The following is a 24529-nucleotide window of genomic DNA, read 5'->3' as shown; positions in this document are numbered from 1 at the left end:
GAAGACGGGCGAATGTGTGGCGTATCATCCAAGACAGTCTCGCTAGACATCTGGAGTTGGGGTTAGCCATTTCTCGGTGTTGCTGCACCGGGGGGTGGCGCTTACGCCTAGCACCTACGGTCATGGTGTAATCCTGGTTTGGCTTTTGTAGTAATGCCCGCGAGCGCCGTCGTTACAGGGCGCTTTGCGGGCTGAACGATGATCGTTGCGGTATTTTTTATCCATGTATAATTCTATGACTGCGCCGGTGAGGCGCCTAGGCGCTATAGCAGCAAATTTACCGTAATCCCTTTTTGCAATGAATTCAATCAATGTGAAGCTTTAGGCGACAATGAATTCAGCTCCCGAGCAGCTGGCGAAGCCATTTTCCACACATCAGGGTAACAGCAAACTGTTCCCGGGGCATTCAAGATTTGTTGGGTAAGGGATATCTGGATGGAATTTCACTATTCGAATGGCCTATTTAAATAAACTGCCGTCTACAGACCTGCAAGTACGGTGATGTAGGATTGGCGAGCTGGAATCCCCCTTTTCCCGATGGCTCTTACCTGGTATGGGATCGTCCGCGCACGCTGGACAGATAATTCACTACTTTATCCGGGTGGTCAGTAAAGAGGCCATCGACGTGCAGTTGGGTTACAGCGAAGTATAAAAACTGGTTGAAGTTCTCAAACGCCTCCGGGAGTTTTTCCGGATCGGCGCGGAAGGTGTAGGGATGTACCTGCAGCTGCCTGCGGTGCGCGCGGCGCACGACATTGTTTGCACGTGGCTGGCCGTTCTTGAATTCCATCAGCATCGGGTACCAGGGGCCGATCCCGTCTGCATAAGTGGCGATCTTGCGCAACCCGCCCGGCTCCAGCATCCAGTCATAATCATAATGTTGGATGGTACCGTCAATTTCAATCCGTTTTTCCCCCCAGTTTGTTTCAGCAATCAGCTGCACCAGAGGCAGATCCATAGCGAGAGCCGGCATCAGTTCAAGCTTGATGCGCTGTAATTCCTCGGCGTCGAAGCACTGCAGGAACACTTTTTGTTGTCCGCTGGTATATCCGTATTGCTTGAGTGTATCCAGCGCAATGGCAGCAATATCCCTGCCCTCCCAATGGTGGAAATAGGGTTTCTTAATTTCCGGGTAGATGCCGATATCGTAGCCGAGGGATTTATTCAGCCCCTGTATCAGTTCGATTTCCTCCTCGAATGTAGAGAGCTGGAAACTGGATTTCCACACAGGAAACCGATGCGGATACCTGGCTTTGGGGCCATCCTCCCGCATAACAAAAGCCTCGCTAACCCGCAGTTTTTTTAACTCATCCAGGGTGAAGTCAATGGTGTAGAAGTGGCCATCTTCCCGGGCGCGGTCGGGGAATACTTCGGCAACATCCGTGGTGCTGTCCAGGGTGATGTCATGCATGACAATCAGGTGATTATCCTTGCTGAGCACCAGGTCCTGCTCGATATAATCCGGGCGCATGACGTAGGCCAGGGATTTGGCCTCCAGTGTGTGTTCCGGCAAATAGGCCGATGCACCGCGGTGCGCAATCACCAGGGTGTGTTTGGCGCCACTTTCCGTGCTCTCTGCACAAGTGAGCCCCGCTGCCATGGAAAAAAACAGGAGTAAAACAGGTAGAGTTTTTTTGAACATTTCAAGGCCGTCCCATAGTGGTATGCAAGCCTTTCTAGCAAAAGAATATGACAGGAATATATCAGGGCAGGGCGCGCAGTGTAAGGCGGAGACCGGTTGAACCGGCTGTGGGGCCCGGTGACTGCTTTCCCTGCAACCAGGCAGGTTTTCAGGCACTTCCCGGCTGCAGGTCTGGCTAGGCATTTGGCTGGCTGATCACACGGTTTCTTCCCTGGGCCACAGGTGTTCTGTAAACTGTTGCCGCAGTGCTTTCTTACTGATTTTGCCCGTGGCTGTGTGGGGCAGTGCACCGGCGATTACGCAGTCATCGGGAATCCACCACTTGGCGAACTGGTTCTGGAAGGCGCCGAGGAGGGTATCCGGGGTGAGGCTGGCGCCCGCTTCGGGTACGACCACCAGTAGTGGGCGCTCCGCCCATTTTTCATGGGGTAAACCGATCACCGCCGCCTCTGCGACACCGTCCAGGGTCATGGCGAAGTTTTCCAGTTCGATTGAGGAAATCCATTCGCCACCGGACTTGATGACATCCTTGGTACGGTCGGTAATGGTCAGGTAACCGAGGGGGTCTATGGTGGCGACATCGCCGGTATCAAACCAGCCATCCGCGCTGAGAGCTGATGTTTCCGCCTTGTAATAGCGTTCGCAGACCCAGGGGCCGCGGACCTGCAGGGTACCGAAGGCACGGCCGTTGTGGGGCAGGGGGCTGCCCTGGGGATCGAGAATCCGCATCTCCACGCCGAGCCCCGCCTGCCCCTGTTTCAGGCGCAGGTTTTTGGCTTCCTCTGGTGGAACTGTCTCCGCTACTCGTGCGTTGTAGGTGCCGAGCGGGCTCATCTCGGTCATACCCCAGGCGTGGTGGGTGTAGACCCCGTGTTTCTGCTCGAACTCCTCCATGATGCTCCAGGGGCAGGCGGAACCGCCGACCACCACGCGATTGAGGCTGGGAATGGTTTCGCCACTTTCGCGCAGGTATTTGAGCAGCGCCAGCCAGACGGTGGGAACACCCGCGGCAATAGACACCGACTCCTGCTGTATCAGTTTGCTCAGGGTTTGTCCGCACCCCATCCTGGGGCCGGGCAGCACCAGTTTGGCGCCCACTGCCGGTGCCGCATAGGGGATGGCCCAGGCGTTGACGTGGAACATGGGTACGACCGGAAGAATGGCTTCGTTGTGCCGGATGGCAAAGGCATCCGGCATCAGCACACCGTAGGTATGCAGGGTCATCGCGCGGTGGGAATAGAGCACGCCCTTGGGTTTACCCGTGGTGCCTGAGGTATAGCAGAGGGCTGCTGCGCTATCCTCGCACAAATCCGGCCACTGGTATCCGCTCGACCCGGAAGAGAGCAGTTCTTCATAGCAGAAATAGCCCGGTGGCAAATCTGCGGGCATATGTACTCTGTCGGTCAGGACGATAATGCCTTCAACCGCGCTGAGTGTTTCCGCCATGGCCTGTACAAGTGGTACAAAGACTGGGTCGATAAAAAGCCAGCGGTCTTCGGCGTGTTGGATAATATAGCCGATCTGCTCGGGGAAGAGACGCGGGTTAATGGTATGGCAGACGAGGCCGCTGCAGGAAGTCGCATAGTAGAGTTCGAAATGCCGGTGGTCATTCCATGCTAGAGTACCGATACGATCTCCACTGACTGCACCGAGTTCAGCCAGTGCACTGGCGAGTTGGCCCGCACGTGCAAAAGCCTGCCGGTAGGTGCAGCGATGTCTCGGATTGTCAGCGGTGACCGAGACGATTTCACTGTTTGGTGCATTGCCCAGTGCCTGGTGAATAATCCCTGTGAGAGTGAGTTGTGACTGCATCATCAAGCCGTCCATCACCGACCTCCTATTATTGTGTTTGTTGCGACCTGTGCGTCAACGGGGCAGGCGATCTGGTGCAGAACAGCTGCCTGGTGTAGATGCGGGTAACCGGGGCAATTACTGCACAATCTTGATCCACTCGCCGGGTTTGGGTTCTCCGCGAGGGTAGTATCCATTTAAAAGTCGCAGCTGTTCCTCTGCGTAATCACCGATTTCCATATGCTTGGCCAGCGAGGAAAAAGTGGTTTTTTTATTTGCCTTTACATAGCGCAGGCGCTTGACTTCTTTTTTCACCATATCCGTTTTGCGCAGGGGGCGGAAGCTGCGAATGCTGGTCAAAAACAGGTTGTCGTAGCCATCGAGGGATTCTTTGTTCTGAGTTGCCGGATCAGCCACCTTGCCTTCCAGCATAAACTGTCGACTCCCATAGTAAATGACTGCAACTCTATCGGGTGCGTGATTCCCTTTTTCTGCAACGGGTATTTTCCCTGTGTGGCCCACAAGCCTATATTGTGCCAACTTTTCATCCTGTTCCAGTTTGCGTATACCGTACTCCTCCCGAAGCGCCATATCCGCAGGCTGGTTGCCATTGCGCTGGGCCACCTTGATGGTAATCGTTGCCTGGTTGTCCGGGGCAGTACCAATAATTTCGGAGCGCTGATTTATCACTGTCCAGCCATCGGGAAACAGGAGGGAAAAACCCAGGCGTTTGTGATTAAAACGGTTTTTTTTCGACTGCCTTGCGTTGTCTCCATAGACCAGACCATCGGTTTTCTCCCGATAATAGGCCACTTTGGTGGCACTATCCGCTTCAGGTAATTTGCCGGCCGCTTTTATCACTTCCTGCAGGCGGATATCGTTGCGGGGGTGGGTGGAGAAGACGCCGTGGTAGGTCTGTTGTTTCTTGCCCTCTATGCGGGCACGGCGCCGGGCAAAGGTCTCCTGGTCTTTTAGCAGGCCGATGACATTCATCATGGCTTGGGGGTCATAGCCTGCATTGAACATATACTGGGCGCCAAACCGATCGGCTTCCAGCTCCATCTCACGCCCGTACCCTTTTACTGCGGCAGTGGACCACAAGTTGGTCACGTCGCCGACCACACCGCTGCCGGTGACCAGTACCGAAAGCACCGATGCCACATTGGCCCCGGTGGCTGCCGTTTTCTGGCGCACTGCGTGGCGTGCGGTGATATGGCCGATTTCATGGGCGAGGACAGCCGCCATCTCGGCTTCAGAATGCAGATAGGTCAGCAGGCCCCGGTTAATATAAATATAGCCTCCGGGTAGGGCAAAGGCATTGATATCCTGGCTATCGATAATGGTGAAATGGTACTTGATCTCGGGCCTGTCGCTGGCTGCGGCCACTTTTTGCCCCACATGGTTGACATACGCCGTGAGGACGGGGTCGTGATAAATCGGGGTGCTTTCAATCAGTTTTTCGTGCATCTCCTTGCCGATGGCGATCTCCTTGTCCTCAGACATGAATACCAGGTCCGGTCGGTTCGTGGCCGGGTTAAATGCACATCCTGCAGTGATTAACATCAGCGTAATGGCAAACAGCTGGTAAAGATGGTTCATTGGCTTATACCTCCCTGCGTATTTATTGATTCGATGATCAACATTTATTGGGCTCTGTGTCCTGGCGTACAATCCTTGCGGCAGTTCAAGGAGGAGCACCGGTCAGTGGCTGGTGGTAGTACCTTCCCCCCGGTACCGAATGTATCGTGCCAGTGGTTTGCTTTTTCCCGATCGATACTGTTTATGAACTGGCACCACCCGATGGTACCAGGAACTGTTGCAGTTGTGCCGCCATCCCTTTACAGGCATTGTTTTTGACTCTGGCAATCAGGGGAATCGGGATAACAATGGCGGGCATATAGGAGGTTCCCTTGGCATCCGCACTTAATTTTCCAGACAATTCCCGGTCGCGAAAATCCCAGATAGAAGCCTCGTAATCGGATTCCTTGTCCCAAGTACCGAAACCAAAACAGCCCGCGCCGCCAGTACTGATGGTACAACTGATGGAGCCGGCACTGGCTGTTGTCTCGGTAGAGCCGTCTATCCAGACTATATATTTCACCCCATATGCCTCCATGCGCTCGCGCACGCCTGCGTTTTCCAGCAGGCGATCCAACGAGCGCACATGCATGGGCGCCGTGCGCGGCTCAAACCAGGGGTACATAATGTCTACAAATTCCTTTTCCGGAATAATATTGACCCCCAATGCGGGGTTGTGCAGCTCGCTGCCGACACAGGAGATCAGGTCGGGCTCTGTTTCGTAGTCGCTGGAATGGCGGCGCCCCAGGATGACAACCGAGTCACCCATGGCAAGTTCGCCGTCACTGCGCCGGTACTCATCGATAACGATCGTGGTGCAACCACTTAGGAAAATCAGCGTAGTCATAAATACTGGTTTGAGCACGACATACTCCCTCTATTCCATCTTACTGGATTTCACTTTGAACTCCTGCAGGGACGCGGATCTGAGCTTTCCGGAAAGAAATGCCCGCAGTTCAGGCACTTTCTCGAAACCCGTATAGAGTGTTGCTCCCGCGTCACGCAAGGCAATATTGATTGCCTGGGCCAAAGCTTGCTCCTGGGTTTTCAGAAAGGCGGTGGGGGTTTTCCCATAGGCGGTAATCACCCAGTTGGCGAGCTGCTCTCCCTGAGGGTCATAGGCATTGATATCGTATTTTATCCACACCTCGAAGATATTCACCCTGGTTTCCCGCGGCATAGTAAATTGAAGTTCCCGCACTTCGGGTACTATGACTATCTCAACATTTGCGGGCACTTTTTGCGGAAACTGGGACAGGGAAATAGTATTGGAGAACATGGAGCCGAGCACCGTTTCAAACAGATTCTTCTGTGCCCTGCCGGTATTGATATTCCATTCCTCGCGATCTTCACTGTCTTCGCGATAGGTGTAATTCTTGAAGTCCTCACTGAGATAAATACCCACGGAAAGCGGGATTTGTTCCCCTACGGGTGTAGGGTAATCATCCGCCACCTGTACTGTATGGGAGCAGGATGCCATCAGCAGCAAAAGACCGGCCATTGCCACCAGGGGGGCAGGGAAATTCCACTTTATCCTGTGCTTCATAAACTTCTCCAACTATCTGTTAGCTAGCGGAAATCGTTCAGCCCTACAAAGGTACCGCCATTGCGGTAAGTGAGCTCCCGCATCAGGGCTGCAAACCGAAGTCCGGTGGTTTGCAAATGGGGCGGGCGGGAAAACTGTATTGGAAACCCCACCGCATGAATGCGGATATTGCGTTTGCCTTCACCATGTCGTGCATTTACCCGCTCTACAGCCATCATGACATTGCGAATAGACTTGCCGGTGAATTCATCACCCAACACATAAATGCTGATTTTCTTGCTGGGGTCGTAAAAACTTCGCACCGCTTTTTGAATGCCTTCCACCGGGCTGGAGTTACTGAACGGGTTCCAGCTCTTGAGGCGCTTGAGGATAGCCTGGCGGCGACCGGGAGTATCCGGAATCCACTTGTTGCGGTAATTGAAAAACATGTAGTCGCCCATGTCGTTCATTATCTGGATACCTTTGACCTCGGGATAGAGGTCCAGCGTGTTGACCATTTCCTCCATCATGCGTTCCCAGCCGTAATTAAACATACTGCCCGAGGTATCAATGATGAAAAGAATGTATTCACTGTCTACCGGAATTCCGCCGATGACATTATTTTTACGCTGGTAGTTTTCCCCGAGTAACCGACGCATTTCCTCGGTCATGGTCTGCAGGGCGATGGTCAGCTCGCCTTTCAGCCTGCCCTCCTCGTGCTGGCCTTCAGTTTTGCTGGCATACACTGCCTTCAGTGCTTCCAGTTCTCCGCGCAGGTTGGCAATACGCTTGCGCTCAATATCGATCTGTTCGCGCTTGGCATTGAGATCGCGGTTGAGCACTGTGGTTTCCCCGCGGATTTCCATCAATTGTTGCTGCAATTCAATGACCTGAGCCTCCAGGTCTAGCTCAACCTCTTCCAGAACAATGGGTTCGGCAGTTTTGGCGATCATCAACAGCAGCACGATGGCGCCGAATCCGCAGCAGATCACATCGAGAAAGGAAATACTGAACTCTTCCTGTCGCTTTTTTTTTCTTGAACCTATCATGGCCAGTCCCTCGACGGGGCCAGAAAGGAGCCCTGAGTCTGCATGGCCAGTTTCCAGAATTCGCTGGCGGCGAAGGGATCTCCCTCCATGGGCGCCAGGATGATGTTGACGGGAATATTCTTGGGCAGCACCTTGACGGCGCTTTTGAACAGATTGCGCCTGTTTCTACCGGAAATGGTGCTGCCCCTAGGTGGCTTCATTCCCTGGGTGGGCAAACCATCGGTAATCAGAATGATATTATCCGGCAGAGGCGTCATGGCGTGAATGGCGTTGAAAACTCTTTCCAGGCTGGTGCCGTCTTCAGGTACTATCTCATCCAGCTCTTTGATGGCCTGATCCAGCTGGTCGCGATCATCCACATTGAGCCAGCGGTCTTCCGTGCCGGCGATAGCGGCGCGAAATGCTGTATTGAAAGTATAGATCTGGTACCGGCTATCCGGCGGTAATTGTGCCGTTAGCCAGGAAACCGTATTGACTGCCCTGCGCCATTTCTCGGTTTGGCGTTTGATCCTTGATGACATATTTCGGGCGCGGATGATTTTTATCAGTTCGTCTCCCAGCATGGAGGCGGATGCATCCAGTAGAATAAGAATGCGGTTACCCCCCAGGCGCAGACCGGTGAGGTACTGGCGATCGCCATCGCCGATATACTTGCGTACATTATTGCCGAGCTTTTTGTTTTCCTCCTCGAGATTTTTCTTGGCCTGCTCCAGCTTTTTCAGCTTGTCTCGCAGCCTTTTGATGTCTTCCTGTTCGTCGACACTGTCGACTTCGGCGATATTGCCTTTTACCTCTTCTATGTGCGCCAGTATCCGGCGGGAGAGACCCTGTGCCTGGGCCAACTCGTCGCTGGCCGTATCCAGGGTATTGCGCGCTTGCACCAGGTGTTCCCGGCCAAATTCAACTTCTTCCTGCAGCAGATTGACTTCGGCACTCAGGTTCTCGGCTTCGATTTCAATTTCGTGATCAGAGCCATGCTTGATGATTAGGAAAATCAGTGCCACGGCACCAAAACCACAGGACATGATGTCGAGAAAAGAGAGGCTGAAGGTGGAAAAACGACGCTGTTTACGTCTCATAGTGCTCCACACTGATTGCGGTTATCGCATCGTGCCTGTCCGCAATCCCAATTCTGTCGCCGGCATTTAGATTGATCGGCGCTGTAATCTCCTCTCCGTTGAGCATCAGGCACACACCGGCGTCCACCCGCAGCGCCAGCCTGCCAGCGTGATTGGTAACGGTTGCGGCGGGGTGCTCAGGTGGAGTGGGAGTCACCTGAAATTTATCCTCGTGCCAGAAGACGAAGAGGGGTTGGTGTGCAGCGAGCGCGCGATGTCCGTACAGAAGATGTGTTGCCCCTGTCTCAGATGGGCAATCCACCTGCACGGTGACCTCGCTTTCCGGCAGGGCACTGACACTATTGGTCAGACGCAGCGCTGGGGTGTCACTGTGCAGTTCCTTCCAACGCCTGTTGATGGACTGTGCGATGCAATCCCTGGGCAGGAGATACATGCGTTGCGCCAGTTGGATGCCTCCGGGGATTTCTGCCCAGCGGTGTGAAATAAATTTCACGCTGGTGCTTTCCTCAAGGTTTTCGATCATTGCCCGCACTCGTGAAAGTATTGGGGTAGTGGCATCCTGCAGCTGTCGGAGGGTGGCTTTTGCCGTGCGGTCATCCAGCTCTGCTAGCACTTCTCCCTGCTGCATAGCACGATTTACCCATTGCGGCATCAAATCGTAGAGCTGTTGTTCAGATCCGGCGGAATGCAGTGGATCAAAGCGGCATTGCATAATAAACGCATCGGTAAATACGCGTACCCAGGCTTCCTGGAAATGATGCAAGCCGGCATCAGCGATGGCTTCCGCAGCCGTGACGGTTGCCCGCTGATTCACCTCAATGCGGGACACCAGAGTCTGGTGCAGTTGTAATTCGACATGAAGCTGAACACCGGTGGGGGAGAGGTTTCCCGTACAGGCGGTGGCGGCGTCGACCAGGCCGACGGTATGAATGCCGCTCTCCTTGAGCACGCCGAGCAGCAGTGCGAGTTGCTCGCGGGTAAAGTTCCCGGGCACGGCGACAACCAATTCGTCGGGCATATCGCAAAGTTCGCAGATCTCCTTCAGGTGGCAGTAGGCAAGATCCGCATGATGGCGACAGCGCAGGTTCTCGGATTTCAATGATTCAAGACTCAACCGGTGCCAGAACTGGTTGTTGACCTGTGTGGGGTGGCTGCGTGCGCGCATTTGAGCCGCGGTACCTACGTGGATACTGCGCGGTTCAATCACTGCAATACCTGGGCTTTCCAGCACTTCCACAGTACCGGAGAAAACCCTCAAACCACAGTCATTTATTTCGAGGACACCTTGTTCCATGGATTATCTCTCGCAGCGGCTACCCAAAAAATCTGATGTTTGGTGAACAGTCAACTGATTTTTAAAAATCTCAGCAGGCGGTTGTCACAATAGTTTTGCGTGTCCAAAACCAGTCTTTCCTGCATCAGTTGCAACTGGTGGGTAAAAAACATAATGACAATACTGATCACCAAAGCGATGAACGTGGAGTTAAAGGCAACGCCAAGGCTTACGGTAACGCCGGCAATGTCGCCTTCTACAGCTTTGTGTGCCTGCGAAAGTGCTTCGCCGATTCCCCTTACAGTGCCGATAAAGCCAATCGAGGGAATGGCCCAGGTAATGTAGCGGACCATCGCCAGTTCAGAATCGAGCCGGTCACCTTCAGTTTCACAAACTTCTTTGACTGAGTTGGAAACGGCCGCCACATTTTGTGTTGATCCGAACCGCTGCAGAGCGGTGAGAAGGGCTCTGGGGACAAGAAAGCTGCGCTCACTTTCGGGAAGTGCCTGTATCGGACGGGAGAGGTCACGGGTGTCCTCGGGTAATATTGATGTACCCTCGCTGATATTCAGCAGCGCTTTGTCGAGTAATTTCCGTTCACGTATACTGCGCTGGGCCTTCAGTACCATAATCGCCATCGCCCAGAGCATCAGCACAAAACAGGCTTCCTGTTCGTAGTCGCGCATCACAATATAGATTGAGCGCTGTTGCACGTAGGTCTCACCAGCAGCTTCACGCGCTAACTGCTCTTCGATTAATGCATCGGCATTGGGACGGATAATGGCAACATAGATCGCGTGGACAAGAATGATGGAAGCCAGTAATGCGAATAGTTGGAAAACAAACTCTGATGACTTGAAGTTCATGGTTGTACTCTTGTAAATCGTTTCTATATATCCACGGGATAGGAAACCGAGAGGTCCTCGGAAATTTCTTCTGAGGCCTTGTATTCGTCAGAGCGCTTCCCTGCATTTTTATTCTTCTCTACCTCGGTTTTTCGTTGTACAACGGTATTGTCCGATGCCTTTTCAGCGTCCTGTTTATCCTGGGCAAAAAGGGGCAGTGAAAGGAACAGGATAAGAATAAGATTGTTGCGGAACATATGACCCTCCTAGTCTATCCAGCGCGCTATTCTGAATCCGATATCATTGCGCGGTGTCTCTCCGTAGTCTCGGTAAGACAGGCGCAATTCTGTCAGCCCGGAATGGCGCCAGCTGGAGCCGCGAATCACATGGTAATCACCATCCTGCGGACCCGTAGGGTCCTCTTCATGGCGTGTCGAGAGGCCTGTACCGATGGTGTAGAGATCGTGTATCCACTCTGATACATTGCCCCCCAAGTCGTGAATGCCCAGGGAATTGGCGCTGTAGCTGGCGACGGGGGCTGTTGCCGAATAGCGGTCGCTGTATGTGCGCATGACGGTTGGCAGCAGTTTTGCCGCATGGCTGTCGGCATAATTTCCGGAGTTATCTCTGACTGGAAGCGTATCGCCCCAAGGGTATTTGCGCATGGTGCCGTTGTCATAGCGCGCCAGCCAGGCCCACTCTGCTTCCGTAGGCAGGCGGTAGCCGTTTGCCGCAGAGTCAAATCCAATAACCCGTCCCTGCCCGGCCAGGTAAACCGGCGTTAAACCGTCACGCAGACTCAGCCAGTTGCAGAAAAGAGCGGCATCGGCCCAACTGACATTGACAACAGGCAGGTTATCGTTATCCAGGCTCACGCCGCTGACATGGCTCGAGCTGTGCATACGTTTGTATTGGCGGTACTCGCGGTTGGTAACTTCCGTCGTGCCTATATAGAAAGGGCGGGTGAGGGATACTTTGCGCATGACCTCATTGGCACGGCGACCCTGTTCACGGCGGGAAGAGCCCATGGTAAACACGGTATTGGGACGCATCAGTTTCATGGTTCCGCCCGCGCCGTGGCGAAACTCCGACGGCACCTTCTCCCAGCGTACCTGCTCGGAAGTGAGGAGGACCGCACGCACAGTCTGCTGCAGTTTGGCACTGGGTATAATATTGGTATCAAACGCTGCGTAACCCTCCTTGCGCACGACGATACTGTGATTTCTGGCGGGGAGGTTAAACGTCTGGCCACTCATCCCTGCATACTGTCCATCGATATATACCTCGGCATCGACGGGGACACTGGTTATACGCACTCTGCCATAGATCGCATTCAGATTGATACTGAGATCGCGCTCCATACCGGCACCCAGGTCAATGGTGTGTTCGATCGAGTTATAGCCGTCCTTGAAAAAACGCAGACGATGTATTTCCCCTGACGGCAGTTCCAGTTTTAAGGGTGTGTGTCCGCGAAATTTGCCATTGACAGTGACTCCGGCACCCTCAGGAACCGTGACGACCCGCAGCAGCCCGTCAGCCGGGCCCAGGTGTACTGTGGCCAGGGTCTGATCCACACCGGCTGTGACCGCCACGGGAATATCCACTGTCTTGTGATCTGGAAGTGAGACAGAGACCGTTTGATTGCCCTCGATTAGTTCAGCGGTAAGTGGTGTGGTGCCGAGAACGGTCCCTTTGACTGTGACTGTGGCTCCGATAGGATTACTGCTGATGTGTATATTGGCCCAGGCGGGGCGGAGTTTTGCCTGCAGGCGATAGGTATTGCCCAATCCCTCAATATCGATTTCCTGGGTAAATGGCAGGTAGCGATCAGACAGCACGGTCACTTGCATGATCCCGGCAGGAATTTTTTCTACCAGCCCATTTTCATTGGGCAGTTCATGACCATTGATGAGTACTCTGATCGGTACCGCGGGATCACTTTCCACCTGCAGCCGACCCGGTAATTTTTCCAGGGTTACGCTGTGGCGGCTGTGTCCATCGCCAGTGACCTCTACCTCTCCACTTTTAGGCAGATAACCCTCGGCGCTGATGGTATAGCGATAACTGCCCGGCAATACCAGATGGCCATCACCCAGAGGAAGCGCAAGGCCACTAATGCTGACGTTTGCATTGGCGGGTTTGGTATCGAAGATCAGAGACCGTGCACTGACCAGGTAAACGAGCGCGAGTAGACCCAGTACCAGACAGGACGACACAACCAGGGCGCGCTTGGAGAGCAATAGGCGGGCGCGGGTGGTGTTCAGCTGTACCGGCGTAAAACCGATCGGTTCGATGAAGGGGGAATCATCGAGCGCAGATTCAACATCGCGGACAGGTACTGCCTCTTTCACTGCCATGTTTGCTTCCCTATGGCTGCGCACTTATGGACTTATCGCAAATGCTCTGGCGTCGTACGCCTGTGCCGAAACGGATACTCCGGTGTCGCGAAAACAGGGGTGGATGCCTTGCGGTGTGCAACAAAGCTTAGCTCGCAGGCACTGCAGATAGTGGACCTGACAGGTTGTTTGTCACAAAATCCTTCATTTCGCGGCAACGGGCAACCATTTCCATTCCGGTGCCACTACCCAACAATATCGTCATTTTTTAGAACGATAGCCATGGGTGGGGTTCTTGTTTCTAGCTGTTATTGACGCCGTTTATTTTATCCGCACACTGGATGACAATTTCTGTGACGGGTTTACCAGGTACAACAATAAATTCGCGCCGCACATCCCTATAGCCTTCACGGGTCCCTACAGCCGTATAGCGGCCGGGTTTGAGTGCAATTTCGCGCCTATCAAAGATGCCCAGTCTGCCTACATGATAAATAGTGACGTGAGTACTGCTATCGGACTTAAAGCGTACGGGTAATGGAATCATTGCCTGTGTGAGTGCATGCTCAAGATCCTTGATTTGCTGTTGTAAGCGCGGTGTCTGTGCGTTGAGTGTGCGTGCATCTGCAAGTACCTGTCGGGCCAGGGAATTGCGCTTTTGTTCACCCAGAGTCAGGGGGTCCTTGAGAAGATCCTGCAGTTTGTCATCGAGTTGGGCTCTGGCAGTGGCGCGGGCCTTTCCGGTGATTGCAGCGACCAGGCTGGCATCTTTTTTAACAAGAGTGGTATAACTGAGTAAAGCCGCATGCCAAGCCTCTCTGTTCTCCTCTTTACGGGCCTGGCGAAATAACCGATCAATTTCGTCTCTCTCGACACCACTGTGGGCCTGGGTCAGGCCGATGCCCGGTGCTTTGGCATCCGGTTTCAGTTTCTGTGCCTGCGTAAAGTATTTTTTTGCAGAGGCATAACGCTTGCCCGCGATCGCGGCGTACCCTGCCGACATGGCATCCTGATAATTCCGCTCAGTAATTTCCTGTAGAACTTTTTTCAGTAACACTTTTGCCGGCGCCGTTTCGGTGTCGACGGAGAGCGCTTTTTGCAAGGTATTTTTTGCCAGATCCAGATTTCCTTCCAGATAAGCCGCTTTGCCATGAATAAAGTTCCACCAAGCCAGAGGTAATCGATCTGCACGCTCAAGCCCCTTTAACCCTCTGGGGTGGTGCTCAGAAATAGTCAGCACCAGTTGAAATGCGGCGACTGCGGCCGCCCGATTGCCCTTTTCCAGAGCCTGGTTTCCTTCAGTGATATGTTTTTCCAGGCGATCGGGGATACTCTCACGCAGTGATTGCAGAGCCTGCAGGGCTTCCCTGTACTTTTCCAGCGCTTGCAGGAATTGCCGGTTGCGGTAAATTCCGTCTGCCTCTAGCGCCAGACCCTCAGCCGCAGTGAATTCCTCGAGAGCCCATACTTCCACCCGCCGCTCCAGCAATTCTTCCTTGAGGGCGAGAATATCCTGTAGCGTCTCCTGTACGTTTCGGCGCTGCTGCATAATCTCCGCATCGCTGTATGGGGAAGCCTGACTGGATTTGATGGGTCCGCCGGCCTTTACAGAAATCTTGTCTGTATCCCCCAGGCGTAATTGCGGCTTGTCTACCACTCTGGGCAATCCCCAAAAGACACCAACTAAGGCACAAAGCAATACAACGCCGATGGCTGTTGGCCAGTGAGATCGCCTCCGCTGGTTATTGTCAACGCTTTCGATTGGGTTTTCGGGTCTGTGCGCTCTCTCACCGCCAAAGGTGAATTCGGCGGGTTCAATGGGGGCTGAATCTTCCTTGGAGTTGTTGCGGGGCTGCATAGTGGTTCCGCCGTGTTATTGATGTCTCCAGTGAAAATTTCGGGTGCTTTGAAAAGGTGGCCGGGCTAGTGTGGTGGCGTGTTGCACCTCAGCAAGACAAGCGGCTCCACACTGCAGCGCCTGTCTCTCAGGGCAGGCAGTGGCATAGTTGGCAGTCGGTCTACCCGCTTGCCGGCTTTGTTGAGATCTGATTTGTAAAGATATCCTATTTGTCTCTAGATACTGGAAGTCGATGAGCCGGTTTCCGCGTTGTAGATTTCCTTCAAAATTTCTCGCCACTGTCTGTATTGGTTCTCTACGGAACCGGTGAGGGTTACTGTGCGATCCTCGAGTTCAACGATTTGTGGCTCTACCTCGGCCTCCATGGAATCCCCCAGTTCCTGTAGGGCCTCCAAGTGCATTTTGGCATCCGCGCGGCGGTCGAATGCACTTTTGATCAGATAGCCTCCCGCACCTAGCCCAACCTGGCCCGCGGCCCGGGCACTACCGGCTCCTGAGCCGGCCGCGGCAATGCCGCCGATAATAGCGGCAGCGCCAATAAGCGTGTGGTTGCGGGCCTTGCGCTTTAATTCGCGCATTTCCCGCACCTCCTCATAGCTTCTAGCGCGCCATTCCTGATAGGGAGCCTCCATGGTTTTTGCAAAAGTTCCGTAATATTCTTGAAGGGTATCTACAAATAGATGATCCCGCTTCCTGATTTTACGCACACGTTCGAGCATTGGATCATTTTCCGCGGGCAGGGCGCTCAGGTAGTAGATACCATCTTGCCTTTGGCGTAAATAGCGGTTGAAAGCCTCTGGAGAAAAGCTGCGGGCGAAACGCATCTCTGAAATTGTGCGAAGTTCGGCGATCTGCCGGTTTGACAGTTTTTGCCGGTAAGCGAGCATGTCATTGGCGATACGATTGTAGATGCCCTGGAAGGCGTCGCCTTCGGTGGGGTGCTTGCGGTCATAAGCGTAGTGAGAGGCGGCTTCGGAGTAGGCCTTGGTGAACCAGCGCTGGCCGCGGGAGTCGGTCACCGTGATCTCCACAGACAGTGTTTCTCCATCGGACTGCAAAATACGCCCTGAGACAGTGACGTCAATATTGGTGCGGGCGGAGGGAATAACCCGCACAGCCCCCCAGCCCAAACTGGACTGGAGTGAATATGCCAGGGTTACCGCCATATATCGGGATTCAGCCTGACGCAATTCGGGAAAAACAAGCGTATCCTCCCCGGCTTCGGCACTGTCGAGGCCGGGATTAAATTGAATAACCCCTACATCTAGTAGGCGCTCTTCGGCGATGTTTTCATCTTCAATGGTCAGAGGGGTAAACGCGGTGGTTCGCACTTCGGTAGTGGTACAACCTGAGAGCACAGAGAAAACCAGAAAAACAACCAGCCAGGTATCGAAGCACTTCGAATGCAGCTGGCCACTGAGGCCGATTCTCTTGAAAAATAACATTCGTTTTCCTCAAGTGCTATTTCGTGGCACTTTTGTATTTCCGATACTCCTCCCAGAGTTTTTCCCGCAACTCGGGATCGGTTTCGCGCGTGGCGGCCTCGCGAATCTGGCGCGCTACCACATCGTCATCGGTACCATTGGGGATGTCGGCGGGTATCACCGCCTGTGTGTTGCTGTGATTGTAATCCCCCTGACGGCCAGAGGTCGGCAGGCCGGGCCCGGTAATCTGACCACTGGAGTTATTCTGCTGCGGCCCGACGTCCGCAGAGTTGCTGCCACCTGGTGGTGCGGGAATTTCGGCTTCGGCGGACTCTATAAGATCTTCCAGGGATTCGCCCGTGGGGGGTTCATCCATCGTTTCTTCACCAGCCTCGGCGGAGGTGGAACCAGGCTTGTTACGGACATAGTCCCGCTCGCGGAGGATCATGCCGTCGTAGCTCACCATCGTGGACTCGAAACGTCCCTCCAGTTCTGCAACCCGATCTGCAGCCGAGGTGGGTATCTCGTTGGGGGCACTGTCCGGGCGGGCAGCGCCCGCCGGTGGCTGCCCCGATTTGGCACTGCTACTGGAAGCGGAGGTGCTGGCAGAACTGCTGGATGCGGTGTTGGCGGAGGCGGCTGATTGCTCCTCTTCGGAAAAATCAATGTCTTCAGGCGGGGGGCCCTGTTCACCTGAGGAGGGATCCGGCGGCATTGTGCGATCTTGTGGCGTCTGGTCGGAATCGCTGTACACCGGTGAAGAGCGGGAGCGACTGCGTGAGTCTGATGTGGGTAAATTGTCCTCAGGCGGGCGCGCCTGTGATGACTGTTCGTCGCTATTGGCGGCTGTTTGCGTGTCGCGACGGGATCTTTTCTCCGCTGCTGGTGGCCTGGCGCCTGGCTGGCTGGAAGAACTGCTGCGCGATTGGCCGCTGCCTGCTGTTTGGGGTTGGCTGGGACTTTGTGAGCGGCTAGTAGATGGCGGGCTGCTCTGGGATTGTGGCTGAGCGGGGGAACTGGCCGAGGGCATCGACGGCACTGCCGGAGGCTGGGATTGTGTCTGCTGGCTTTTGCACCCGGCAATCGCTGAGGCCATTAGAACGGCAGAGCACAGGGTGTGCCAGCCTGTGACCCGGCGGTGGCTTTTGCTGACCGCTTCCCGAGATGTCATCTCTACTCTCCTTAGATTGCCCGGTGATGTACCGGGGCAAAGGGGTTGGCGGTGAAAACTGATCAGTAGTGCCAACCCGACATGCCTCAGTGTGGAATCTTAAAAATAACCCTTATTGCATGGTAAATACGATTTCCACACAAATATCGGAGTGCTGTAAAGCAAAATCTTCAGTCGAAGACAAAGCGCTGTACTATGCCGCGAGTTTCCACCGCCTCGCCATCTTCAAAGCGCGGGCGGAACTTGGCGCGTTTTAAAATGTTGCGAACCTTGGAACCGGTGTGCAGTTTGCCCGGCGGGTAGGCTCTCAGAATTTTGATATTGCGCGCTTTGCCAAAGGCGGTAACGTCATAGGTAACCGTAATATGGGCATTGGCCAGCGCTTTGCTTTCCGAGTCCAATATCGGCAGTGCCGGTAGAGCGACCGGGCGGCCAAAAATAGCCTTGATCTCATCATTGGAGGCGCCGTTGTCCCACAGGGCCTGGTAGGCTTCGCCATAAGTCTTGCGCGCCGAGTGCCATTTGTTGAACATCATATACCAGTCACCCAGTTCCACTTTGGCTTTCGCCGAGGCTGCCGGCGGGGACTGCGGATTTTTTTGGTAGACATCGACAATTCGGGTAATGGCTTTTTTGCCGGTATTAAACCCTTTCGCCCGGTACTGATCCAATTTGGTATTCTGGTACACGCCGGGGCCGATATGCCTGAAACTGGTGTTGATAATCACGGGCGCTTGTGGTTCGCCTTTGTAGGTGGCCAGGTAATAGTTCGTGGCTGTCAGTCCGCGAAGCGCATCCACCAGGCGAAGGTCCGCAGAGCCAAAGTTTTTGCTGATGATATCCACTGCCAGGGTATACAGTTTGGTGGCGCTGATCAGGTGCTCAACCACTGTATCGCCTTTTTCCTCCTTAAAGGCCTGCAGGTGCCAACGGCTCAAGTTGTCAATTGCCGGCAACATGCGCGGGTCTTTTTCGCCGTAATTCTTCTCGTACAACCAGTAGAGGTATTGCTGGTTGTCATTGGCCTCATCCCACTGATTCATTGCGATCTGGCTTTCGATCAAGCGTTCAATCATTGGAATCTGGTTGAGTGAGAAAAGCCCTTCATTAACCCGGTTGACCAACATTGCCCGCCGGAATTCCCCGGCAGCCTCGCGGTGTGCTCCGGCCTTTTGCAAAGCTGTGGCCAGCCCCAGCAGTTGTTCGTCAATGCCAGCGCCATAGGCGCCGTGCTGGGCCTCCAGCTCCTCGATGCGTTCGCGATAATTCTGCACGGCTTCAGAGGGCCGCAGCTGTCGCTGTTTTTTCTTTAGAGGCTTGGAGGCAGCTTCGATAAACGCCTGGGGAGGGGCGGTATCCGGGTGCACAGGGGTGCCACTTGTCGCGAGAGCATTGCTACTCAGCAATGCTGTGGCTGTAAACATCAAGCCGATAGCGAGGGAGTTGCCGGTATCTGTCTGTGTCACAATTGAACCACTTCCGTTCCATATTTGCTTTACCCACACCTGCGAATTGCACCTGTGCTATTGCGCGGGTATGTGTCCTCGTTTCCGCCTGCCGGCCTGACCGGCATCAATATGGCGGAAGCTCTCTCCTGAAATATGGTTCCATCCAATCCTGAGTGCCGGCGATTGCTCGCTCTGAAAGGCCTTCAGTTAAAACGCTCCCTGACGCTGATATACGCTTTTCTGGCCGAGTATTAAACAGTATAGCCAGCATAAACTGTCATCAGAGGTACCGTGACGGAGACTTCAACCAACCGTCGCAATACCAATATGCTTTGGGTCACCCTTTTGGTTTAGCAGTTTGGAGGGGCAAAGAGTCCCGGGGCTCAGCAAGCAGATGCCAAAAGTTTGCGTAGAAGGATTCAAATTTTCTTCTGCACGCGCAGATGGCGCTTGCTTCCGGTTGCGGGATCGATCGTGATTATGAGGCGCAGCGGGAGGAAAAAGAGCGTTTAGTCTGGTTGATTGTGAGAGAATGGCAGTGATTTGGGGACTATTGAAAACTGCATTTGGATTACAGCACCTCAGGTACCATAATCCGCCAATTGGAGTAAGAGGAGGATTTTGGTGAGCATTTATATTGATCCTGATGCCGTATCGCGTCTGCGCCAGTACGAAATGCCCGGAAAACTGGGTTTTGGGCGCGTTATAGCACCTGTGATGTTTCGTGCTGTCTGCCAGGATGGCTGCTGGAGCAGAGGCGAACTGGTTCCCTATACTGCGCTATCTTTGGATCCCGCGGCTAAAGTGCTGCACTATGGTCAATCGTGCTTCGAGGGATTGAAGGCGTACCGTACCCCGGATGACGAAGTCGCTCTGTTTCGCCCGGAAAAAAACGCTGCCCGCATGGCATACTCCGCCAAGCGCCTGTGCATGTCCCCCGTGCCTGAATCCCTGTTTCTCGATGGGGTGCGCACAGTGGCTTTGTATTGCGCAAATCTTGTGCCTGCTAACAGTGGTGAGTCCCTCTATCTGCGCCCTTTCCTGATGGGCACACAGGCCGACCTGACGGTATCGGCCAGTGCCTCTTATATGTTCTACGTGATCGCCAGTCCATCGGAGGCCTACCACGCTGGTAATATGCGCCTCTGGGTGGAACGCGATGACACCAGGGCTGCAGTGGGCGGTACTGGAGACGCAAAAGTCGGCGGCAACTATGCGGCTTCCCTGCTGAGTACTGGGCGCCTCCGGGAACGCGGTTACGATCAATCCCTGTGGCTCAATCCTGCCAACCGCAGCAGCGTGGATGAACTCTCCGGTATGAACTTCTTTGCTGTAATGGGAGAGGTACTTTATACCCCGGCACTCAACGGCTCCATTTTGGAGGGAGTGACGCGGGCATCCCTGATCGAACTGGCCAGAGACCACGGCTATCAGGTGGTAGAGGGAGAGATCCATATCAATGAACTACTGAAGCAGGTGGCTTCCGGTGTCTGCTCAGAGGCATTTGCCTGTGGTACCGCTGCGATCGTCAGCTCCATCAGTGTGATAGGAGATGCAGGTGGCAGTTACCGCTTATCAAAGGCGCCAGGACCTGTCGCCCAGAGTTTGCGCCAGGCGCTGTTGGATATCCAGGAGGGGCGGGCTGAGGATCGCTATGGCTGGATGCAGCTGCTGGGGGCCATCACAAATATCTGAAGCTGGCTACACCCTACCCCGGGTAAGCAGCCAGAGGTTTTGGGAACAGAGGATTCGCGCAAAAGCCCTGTGACAATCTTCCAGGAATGTGGTTTCAGTGATTTACCCGGTATTGTCACTATCGTACCGGGTTAATTCGTAGCACTTGAATGTCACTTATTGTTTCGAGGGGAAACGTCATTATGGATATTCCCGCCAATCCCCTTCTTGCTGTTGACTTCAACGACTGAGGATTCTACAACTAGCCTGGTACTAGAAGAAACGAGCTGGAACTTGGAGGATGACCTTTTAGTGGTATCTCTCATTTTGACCAGTGGTTCCAGGATCAATTTGAGCGGCTAGGTCGCACTCAGGGTTCCTTACAGAGCGTGAGGAAGACGGGATGTTGATCCATATGTTCGGCCTTATGATGCAGCCGCGCAGGCAGTGGCAACTTATTGGCAATTTATCCGAGAAAAATTTACGTCGGCAAATACCCTACGTGATTCTGCTGGCCCTGTTGCCAGCGGTGGCTTGGTATTTTGGCACAACCAAAATTGGCTGGAGCATCGGTGGTGGTGACCCGGTAAAGATTACTGGTCAGAGCGCCCTTGAGCTGGTCGCGGTTTTCTACTGCACCATGGTTCTGGCGGTTGTCGCAATTGGCTACTTTATCCACTGGATGGCCAAAACCTACGGAGCAGAAACCCACCCAATGAAAGGCGTGGTTGTTGCCGGATTTACCGCGACGCCGATCTTCCTTGCCGGTATTGCCGGTGTCTATCCACTACTGTGGCTGGATATTCTCTTGGCCACAGTGGCCGTAGCCTACGCGGTTTATCTGCTGTATCTCGGTATCCCGATAGTGATGGGTGTTTCCGAGGAGCGGGGTTTTCTCTTTGCCAGTGCCATAGTCACGGTTTCTTTGGTGGTTGCCGTGCTGATCATGGTGGGTACCGTGCTGTTTTGGAGCTATGTCTCTGCACCGGTCTTTTATTAATCCTGCACCGGGAGTGGTTCGCGCAGGCTGCCCCCGGCATCTGAACATAAAATTATGTTTCTCTATAGGGCCCGGTTAATGAAGGTTACCTATGGTGCGTCCGTAATAACAATACAAAATGAAGCGGTGGCTATGCATTTCGATTAGCAGGGCGACCTGATATAACACAAGGCTTGAGGTTTCAGAATCTGAGGGAGTTAAGGTTTTTCTACTTTGCAGGGACAGTGATCACTATAAAAAAGGGTTGTTGATAATCTATTTTAGGTACTGAGTTTGACTTGCATGAGGCACAATCTTTCGTTTCCTGCTGTTCTCGTGGCTGGCATGTATAAATTTCATCCAGGCACCATTGGGATGCTTGTCGAGAAAAACGCTACAAAGTTTGTAGCTGGTTGCTGCGGACTTTCACTCCACTCTGTCAACCGCTTGCACAGCGACGCCAATATCGACAGAATGCCGTAAGCAAGTGTGAATCTGTTTGTGCTTTCATTGATAAGCGCGAGGATCACGGTTTAGGGTAAATTGGTCGATCCATAACTATTGTTGGATTGACGTGTAACCCCAGTTGGAGTCGTGCAATGTCGGATCAACCCTATACTCCGCCAAGAGTCTGGAAATGGGATACGGAAAGCGGGGGGCAGTTTGCCAACATCAACCGCCCAGTGGCGGGCGCTACCCATGAAAAAAAGTTACCGCGTGGCAGGCATCCCATACAGTTGTACTCGCTCGCGACCCCTAATGGGGTTAAAGTCACGATTATGCTGGAGGAATTGCTGACACTCGGTTTTGAAGGTGCGGAGTACGATGCTCACCTGATTCGCATCACCGAAGGCGACCAGTTTGGCAGTGGTTTCGTGGAAATCAATCCCAATTCAAAAATCCCTGCTCTGGTAGATCAGAGTACCACACCGCCGATTCGGGTGTTTGAGAGCGGTTCTATTCTACTCTATCTGTCTGAAAAGTTTGGCGCTTTCCTGCCGCACACCCCGGAACAACGCACTGAAGCCCTTAACTGGCTGTTTTGGCAAGTGGGCGCGGGCCCTTACCTAGGGGGTGGATTTGGGCATTTCTACGCCTATGCACCGGAAAAATACGAATACCCCATTAACCGCTTTGCGATGGAAGTAAAGCGGCAGATGGATGTACTGGATCGACAGCTGGCAAAACACCCCTTTATTGCCGGGCGGGAATATACCATTGCGGATATGGCCATCTGGCCTTGGTACGGCGCACTGGTGCGCAATGAGGCCTATGATGCCGCCGAGTTTCTCGATAGCAAGAGCTATCAGCATCTGAACCGGTGGGTTGTAGAGATTGCTGCGCGTCCGGCGGTGATGCGGGGGTGTATGGTCAACCGCACCTGGGGCGAACCCAGTGAACAGTTGCATGAACGCCATGATGCCAGTGATTTTGTGACAAAAACTCAGGACAAGATGCCCCAGGAGGGTCGTTAGCGATCTGTCGCTCGGTCTGCAACACGCATTGCGTCACTTGTGGTATCGGGTAGCGCTCCGAGCAGAACTAAAAAGCGCGCAGAGAGAGCATCAGTCGTACCATCTGCGCGGTTCCTGGGAATCGCCACAGCTTTTCGGCGGCAAAACCGGCAAGGCACGCCAGACCCAACAGAACGGGTAGAGGGGTTGCCCGTAGGCGCCGGTAGACTTGCTGCCGCTGCCGATTAACTATGCGCCGCAGCCTTTGTCGCTGTTTCTCAGCCTCGTGGCTGCACTGCTGGATCTGCTTATTTAATTGTCTCAGCGACATCGTTCAAAGCCTCTTTGATCTGACGTTTGGTTTCTGCGAAGCCAAGCAGTGGACGCAGTTTTTTCTGGTAGATCACGGCCCCGATAAAGATAACCACCTGTAGTAACAGGAAAACCAGGAACCCGAAATACACCGATTGGGAGAAGTAATAGGCAACTAAACCCATCCCCCCGCAAAGGCTTACGAGTAGGGCTGTGCCCAGAGGCACCAACATCAGCTGAAGAAGGACAAGGCGTTTACCGGCAGTTAAGGTTCTATCCAGCTCCAACTGGAACAGCTTCTGGATATTGGCCAGCCAGGCAGTCAATAGGGCCAACATGGCTTCGGCACGGGCCAAAGTCATTTCCAGGCGCTTATCAGCCCCCTCACCGTGGCCATCCTGACCGGCAGATTGATTCCGAGTATGCGCCTGTGCTGCCGGATCGGGGTGCGTACCAGATGCCTGGGATTTTTTTTCAGTTCCCATGTTGCGGATGTTCTTCCTTGTTGGAAAAAAGTAAAAGGATTATTTAAGAAGCTTGGCAATGGCCCAGCCGACCACAAAAGCACAGCTTACTGCCAGAATCGGGCGCGCCCTGACCGAGGATTCCGCCTTTTGCATCATATCGGTAGCGCGTTGTTTCTGGATTTCAACAGAAGACCGGGCTCTCTGTTTTAGGCTCTCGGCGGCCTCTGAGGCTGCTTCCCCTGCGAGATTATAGGCCTGTTGCAGCTTTTTCCTGCTGGAATTGGTATGTGGAGCTCTTGCGGTTGCCATTGGGGTTTCTCCTTTTCAGGGGTTAATTGCCGAGGCATTGTATAGTCCCGTCGGCGAATTCCCACTCGGATAAATAGTTTTTATAGGACAATAGAAAATAATCACTGTCGATGTTTTCAAGAAAAGTTATATCAGGACTCCGCTGGACCGCTGCGGTAGCCTTGTTGAAGTGCGGGTATCCCGAGGACAGGTTTCTGGTTGGGTGCACAGCTCAGGGGTAAATCAACCCAGAATGGATAACCCCCCCTCTGGCCTCACAGGGACTGGTTCGGCAATCGAATGGGGTTTTCATCAGCAATGGGGTATCTGCCCCAGATC

At 53.8% G+C, this 24529-nt stretch carries 21 protein-coding genes; 4 read left to right on the top strand and 17 right to left on the bottom strand.

The genetic code is table 11. The features are described 5' to 3' along the window. Nucleotides 1-544: 544 nt before the first annotated feature. From glpQ to Q5Y71_RS06610, 14 genes are all read right to left on the bottom strand, one after another. A complete protein-coding gene (gene glpQ, locus Q5Y71_RS06675; RefSeq protein ID WP_306041043.1) occupies nucleotides 545-1642 on the bottom strand; it encodes a glycerophosphodiester phosphodiesterase in 1098 nt (365 codons plus the stop codon). A gap of 195 nt (nucleotides 1643-1837) precedes the next feature. After that, the gene (locus Q5Y71_RS06670; protein WP_306041042.1) at nucleotides 1838-3469 is read right to left on the bottom strand and encodes a long-chain-fatty-acid--CoA ligase; all 1632 of its coding nucleotides are present in this window, start codon (nucleotides 3467-3469) and stop codon (nucleotides 1838-1840) included. Nucleotides 3470-3571: 102 nt separating this feature from the next. After that, nucleotides 3572-5032, bottom strand: coding sequence for a M48 family metalloprotease (locus Q5Y71_RS06665; protein WP_306041041.1), 1461 nt, complete (start codon nucleotides 5030-5032; stop codon nucleotides 3572-3574). A 181-nt stretch (nucleotides 5033-5213) separates the two neighbouring features. Next, on the bottom strand, nucleotides 5214-5876 hold the full coding sequence (locus tag Q5Y71_RS06660) for a hypothetical protein (protein ID WP_306041040.1): 663 nt from the start codon (nucleotides 5874-5876) through the stop codon (nucleotides 5214-5216). 12 nt (nucleotides 5877-5888) lie between these two features. Continuing rightward, nucleotides 5889-6557, bottom strand: a complete 669-nt coding sequence (locus Q5Y71_RS06655) for a hypothetical protein (protein ID WP_306041039.1) — start codon at nucleotides 6555-6557, stop codon at nucleotides 5889-5891. 23 nt (nucleotides 6558-6580) lie between these two features. Beyond that, the gene (locus Q5Y71_RS06650) at nucleotides 6581-7585 is read right to left on the bottom strand and encodes a VWA domain-containing protein (RefSeq protein ID WP_306041037.1); all 1005 of its coding nucleotides are present in this window, start codon (nucleotides 7583-7585) and stop codon (nucleotides 6581-6583) included. Further along, a complete protein-coding gene (locus Q5Y71_RS06645) occupies nucleotides 7582-8664 on the bottom strand; it encodes a VWA domain-containing protein (RefSeq protein ID WP_306041036.1) in 1083 nt (360 codons plus the stop codon). The genes Q5Y71_RS06650 and Q5Y71_RS06645 overlap by 4 nt, the downstream gene beginning before the upstream one ends. Continuing rightward, nucleotides 8654-9958 carry a hypothetical protein gene (locus Q5Y71_RS06640; RefSeq protein ID WP_306041035.1) on the bottom strand — a complete coding sequence of 435 codons (1305 nt, stop codon included), beginning with the start codon at nucleotides 9956-9958 and terminating at the stop codon, nucleotides 8654-8656. The genes Q5Y71_RS06645 and Q5Y71_RS06640 overlap by 11 nt, the downstream gene beginning before the upstream one ends. 50 nt (nucleotides 9959-10008) lie before the next feature. Beyond that, nucleotides 10009-10803, bottom strand: a complete 795-nt coding sequence (locus tag Q5Y71_RS06635; RefSeq protein ID WP_301415004.1) for a MotA/TolQ/ExbB proton channel family protein — start codon at nucleotides 10801-10803, stop codon at nucleotides 10009-10011. A 23-nt stretch (nucleotides 10804-10826) separates the two neighbouring features. Continuing rightward, nucleotides 10827-11039 carry a hypothetical protein gene (locus tag Q5Y71_RS06630; protein WP_306041034.1) on the bottom strand — a complete coding sequence of 71 codons (213 nt, stop codon included), beginning with the start codon at nucleotides 11037-11039 and terminating at the stop codon, nucleotides 10827-10829. A gap of 9 nt (nucleotides 11040-11048) precedes the next feature. Next, nucleotides 11049-13139: an SUMF1/EgtB/PvdO family nonheme iron enzyme gene (locus tag Q5Y71_RS06625; protein ID WP_306041033.1), complete on the bottom strand. Its 2091-nt coding sequence runs from the start codon at nucleotides 13137-13139 to the stop codon at nucleotides 11049-11051. Nucleotides 13140-13419: 280 nt separating this feature from the next. Further along, the gene (locus Q5Y71_RS06620) at nucleotides 13420-14973 is read right to left on the bottom strand and encodes a hypothetical protein (RefSeq protein ID WP_306041032.1); all 1554 of its coding nucleotides are present in this window, start codon (nucleotides 14971-14973) and stop codon (nucleotides 13420-13422) included. A gap of 215 nt (nucleotides 14974-15188) precedes the next feature. Next, nucleotides 15189-16418 carry a hypothetical protein gene (locus tag Q5Y71_RS06615; RefSeq protein ID WP_306041031.1) on the bottom strand — a complete coding sequence of 410 codons (1230 nt, stop codon included), beginning with the start codon at nucleotides 16416-16418 and terminating at the stop codon, nucleotides 15189-15191. Nucleotides 16419-16434: 16 nt separating this feature from the next. Continuing rightward, entirely contained in the window at nucleotides 16435-17112 is a 678-nt protein-coding gene (locus Q5Y71_RS06610; protein ID WP_306041030.1) for a hypothetical protein, read from the bottom strand. A gap of 1 nt (nucleotide 17113) precedes the next feature. Between Q5Y71_RS06610 and Q5Y71_RS06605 the strand changes: the two genes are divergently transcribed. Continuing rightward, nucleotides 17114-17404, top strand: coding sequence for a hypothetical protein (locus tag Q5Y71_RS06605; RefSeq protein WP_306041029.1), 291 nt, complete (start codon nucleotides 17114-17116; stop codon nucleotides 17402-17404). A 334-nt stretch (nucleotides 17405-17738) separates the two neighbouring features. On the opposite strand, the gene Q5Y71_RS06600 is transcribed toward Q5Y71_RS06605, so the two are convergent. After that, nucleotides 17739-19034 carry an energy transducer TonB gene (locus tag Q5Y71_RS06600; RefSeq protein ID WP_306041028.1) on the bottom strand — a complete coding sequence of 432 codons (1296 nt, stop codon included), beginning with the start codon at nucleotides 19032-19034 and terminating at the stop codon, nucleotides 17739-17741. 606 nt (nucleotides 19035-19640) lie between these two features. On the opposite strand from Q5Y71_RS06600, the gene Q5Y71_RS06595 reads away from it, so the two are divergent. The 3 genes from Q5Y71_RS06595 to yghU all read left to right on the top strand — a co-directional run bounded on the left by Q5Y71_RS06595 (nucleotide 19641) and on the right by yghU (nucleotide 23144). Next, a complete protein-coding gene (locus Q5Y71_RS06595; protein ID WP_306041027.1) occupies nucleotides 19641-20711 on the top strand; it encodes a branched-chain amino acid aminotransferase in 1071 nt (356 codons plus the stop codon). A gap of 382 nt (nucleotides 20712-21093) precedes the next feature. Continuing rightward, nucleotides 21094-21690: a Yip1 family protein gene (locus Q5Y71_RS06590; protein ID WP_301414996.1), complete on the top strand. Its 597-nt coding sequence runs from the start codon at nucleotides 21094-21096 to the stop codon at nucleotides 21688-21690. Between the two features lie 578 nt (nucleotides 21691-22268). Further along, nucleotides 22269-23144, top strand: coding sequence for a glutathione-dependent disulfide-bond oxidoreductase (gene yghU, locus Q5Y71_RS06585; RefSeq protein WP_306041026.1), 876 nt, complete (start codon nucleotides 22269-22271; stop codon nucleotides 23142-23144). 287 nt (nucleotides 23145-23431) lie between these two features. On the opposite strand, the gene Q5Y71_RS06580 is transcribed toward yghU, so the two are convergent. Together Q5Y71_RS06580 and Q5Y71_RS06575 are read right to left on the bottom strand one after the other, a co-directional pair. Beyond that, nucleotides 23432-23920, bottom strand: coding sequence for a hypothetical protein (locus tag Q5Y71_RS06580; RefSeq protein ID WP_301414994.1), 489 nt, complete (start codon nucleotides 23918-23920; stop codon nucleotides 23432-23434). A 39-nt stretch (nucleotides 23921-23959) separates the two neighbouring features. Beyond that, nucleotides 23960-24211, bottom strand: a complete 252-nt coding sequence (locus Q5Y71_RS06575; protein ID WP_301414993.1) for a hypothetical protein — start codon at nucleotides 24209-24211, stop codon at nucleotides 23960-23962. Nucleotides 24212-24529: the final 318 nt, after the last annotated feature.

The organism is Microbulbifer sp. 2205BS26-8, assembly GCF_030731025.1.
Classification (GTDB): domain Bacteria; phylum Pseudomonadota; class Gammaproteobacteria; order Pseudomonadales; family Cellvibrionaceae; genus Microbulbifer; species Microbulbifer spongiae.
Note: the sequence above shows the minus strand (reverse complement) of the source record. Positions and strands in the feature narration are given on the sequence as shown.

Excerpts from the sequence above, each read along its gene's own strand:
- glpQ (WP_306041043.1), bottom strand. The coding sequence starts at position 1,642 with ATGTTCAAAAAAACTCTACCTGTTTTACTCCTGTTTTTTTCCATGGCA.
- Q5Y71_RS06670 (WP_306041042.1), bottom strand. The coding sequence starts at position 3,469 with ATGGACGGCTTGATGATGCAGTCACAACTCACTCTCACAGGGATTATT.
- Q5Y71_RS06665 (WP_306041041.1), bottom strand. The coding sequence starts at position 5,032 with ATGAACCATCTTTACCAGCTGTTTGCCATTACGCTGATGTTAATCACT.
- Q5Y71_RS06655 (WP_306041039.1), bottom strand. The coding sequence starts at position 6,557 with ATGAAGCACAGGATAAAGTGGAATTTCCCTGCCCCCCTGGTGGCAATG.
- Q5Y71_RS06650 (WP_306041037.1), bottom strand. The coding sequence starts at position 7,585 with ATGATAGGTTCAAGAAAAAAAAAGCGACAGGAAGAGTTCAGTATTTCC.
- Q5Y71_RS06645 (WP_306041036.1), bottom strand. The coding sequence starts at position 8,664 with ATGAGACGTAAACAGCGTCGTTTTTCCACCTTCAGCCTCTCTTTTCTC.
- Q5Y71_RS06640 (WP_306041035.1), bottom strand. The coding sequence starts at position 9,958 with ATGGAACAAGGTGTCCTCGAAATAAATGACTGTGGTTTGAGGGTTTTC.
- Q5Y71_RS06635 (WP_301415004.1), bottom strand. The coding sequence starts at position 10,803 with ATGAACTTCAAGTCATCAGAGTTTGTTTTCCAACTATTCGCATTACTG.
- Q5Y71_RS06630 (WP_306041034.1), bottom strand. The coding sequence starts at position 11,039 with ATGTTCCGCAACAATCTTATTCTTATCCTGTTCCTTTCACTGCCCCTT.
- Q5Y71_RS06625 (WP_306041033.1), bottom strand. The coding sequence starts at position 13,139 with ATGGCAGTGAAAGAGGCAGTACCTGTCCGCGATGTTGAATCTGCGCTC.
- Q5Y71_RS06620 (WP_306041032.1), bottom strand. The coding sequence starts at position 14,973 with ATGCAGCCCCGCAACAACTCCAAGGAAGATTCAGCCCCCATTGAACCC.
- Q5Y71_RS06615 (WP_306041031.1), bottom strand. The coding sequence starts at position 16,418 with ATGTTATTTTTCAAGAGAATCGGCCTCAGTGGCCAGCTGCATTCGAAG.
- Q5Y71_RS06610 (WP_306041030.1), bottom strand. The coding sequence starts at position 17,112 with ATGCCGCCGGATCCCTCCTCAGGTGAACAGGGCCCCCCGCCTGAAGAC.
- Q5Y71_RS06590 (WP_301414996.1), top strand. The coding sequence starts at position 21,094 with ATGTTGATCCATATGTTCGGCCTTATGATGCAGCCGCGCAGGCAGTGG.
- yghU (WP_306041026.1), top strand. The coding sequence starts at position 22,269 with ATGTCGGATCAACCCTATACTCCGCCAAGAGTCTGGAAATGGGATACG.
- Q5Y71_RS06580 (WP_301414994.1), bottom strand. The coding sequence starts at position 23,920 with ATGGGAACTGAAAAAAAATCCCAGGCATCTGGTACGCACCCCGATCCG.
- Q5Y71_RS06575 (WP_301414993.1), bottom strand. The coding sequence starts at position 24,211 with ATGGCAACCGCAAGAGCTCCACATACCAATTCCAGCAGGAAAAAGCTG.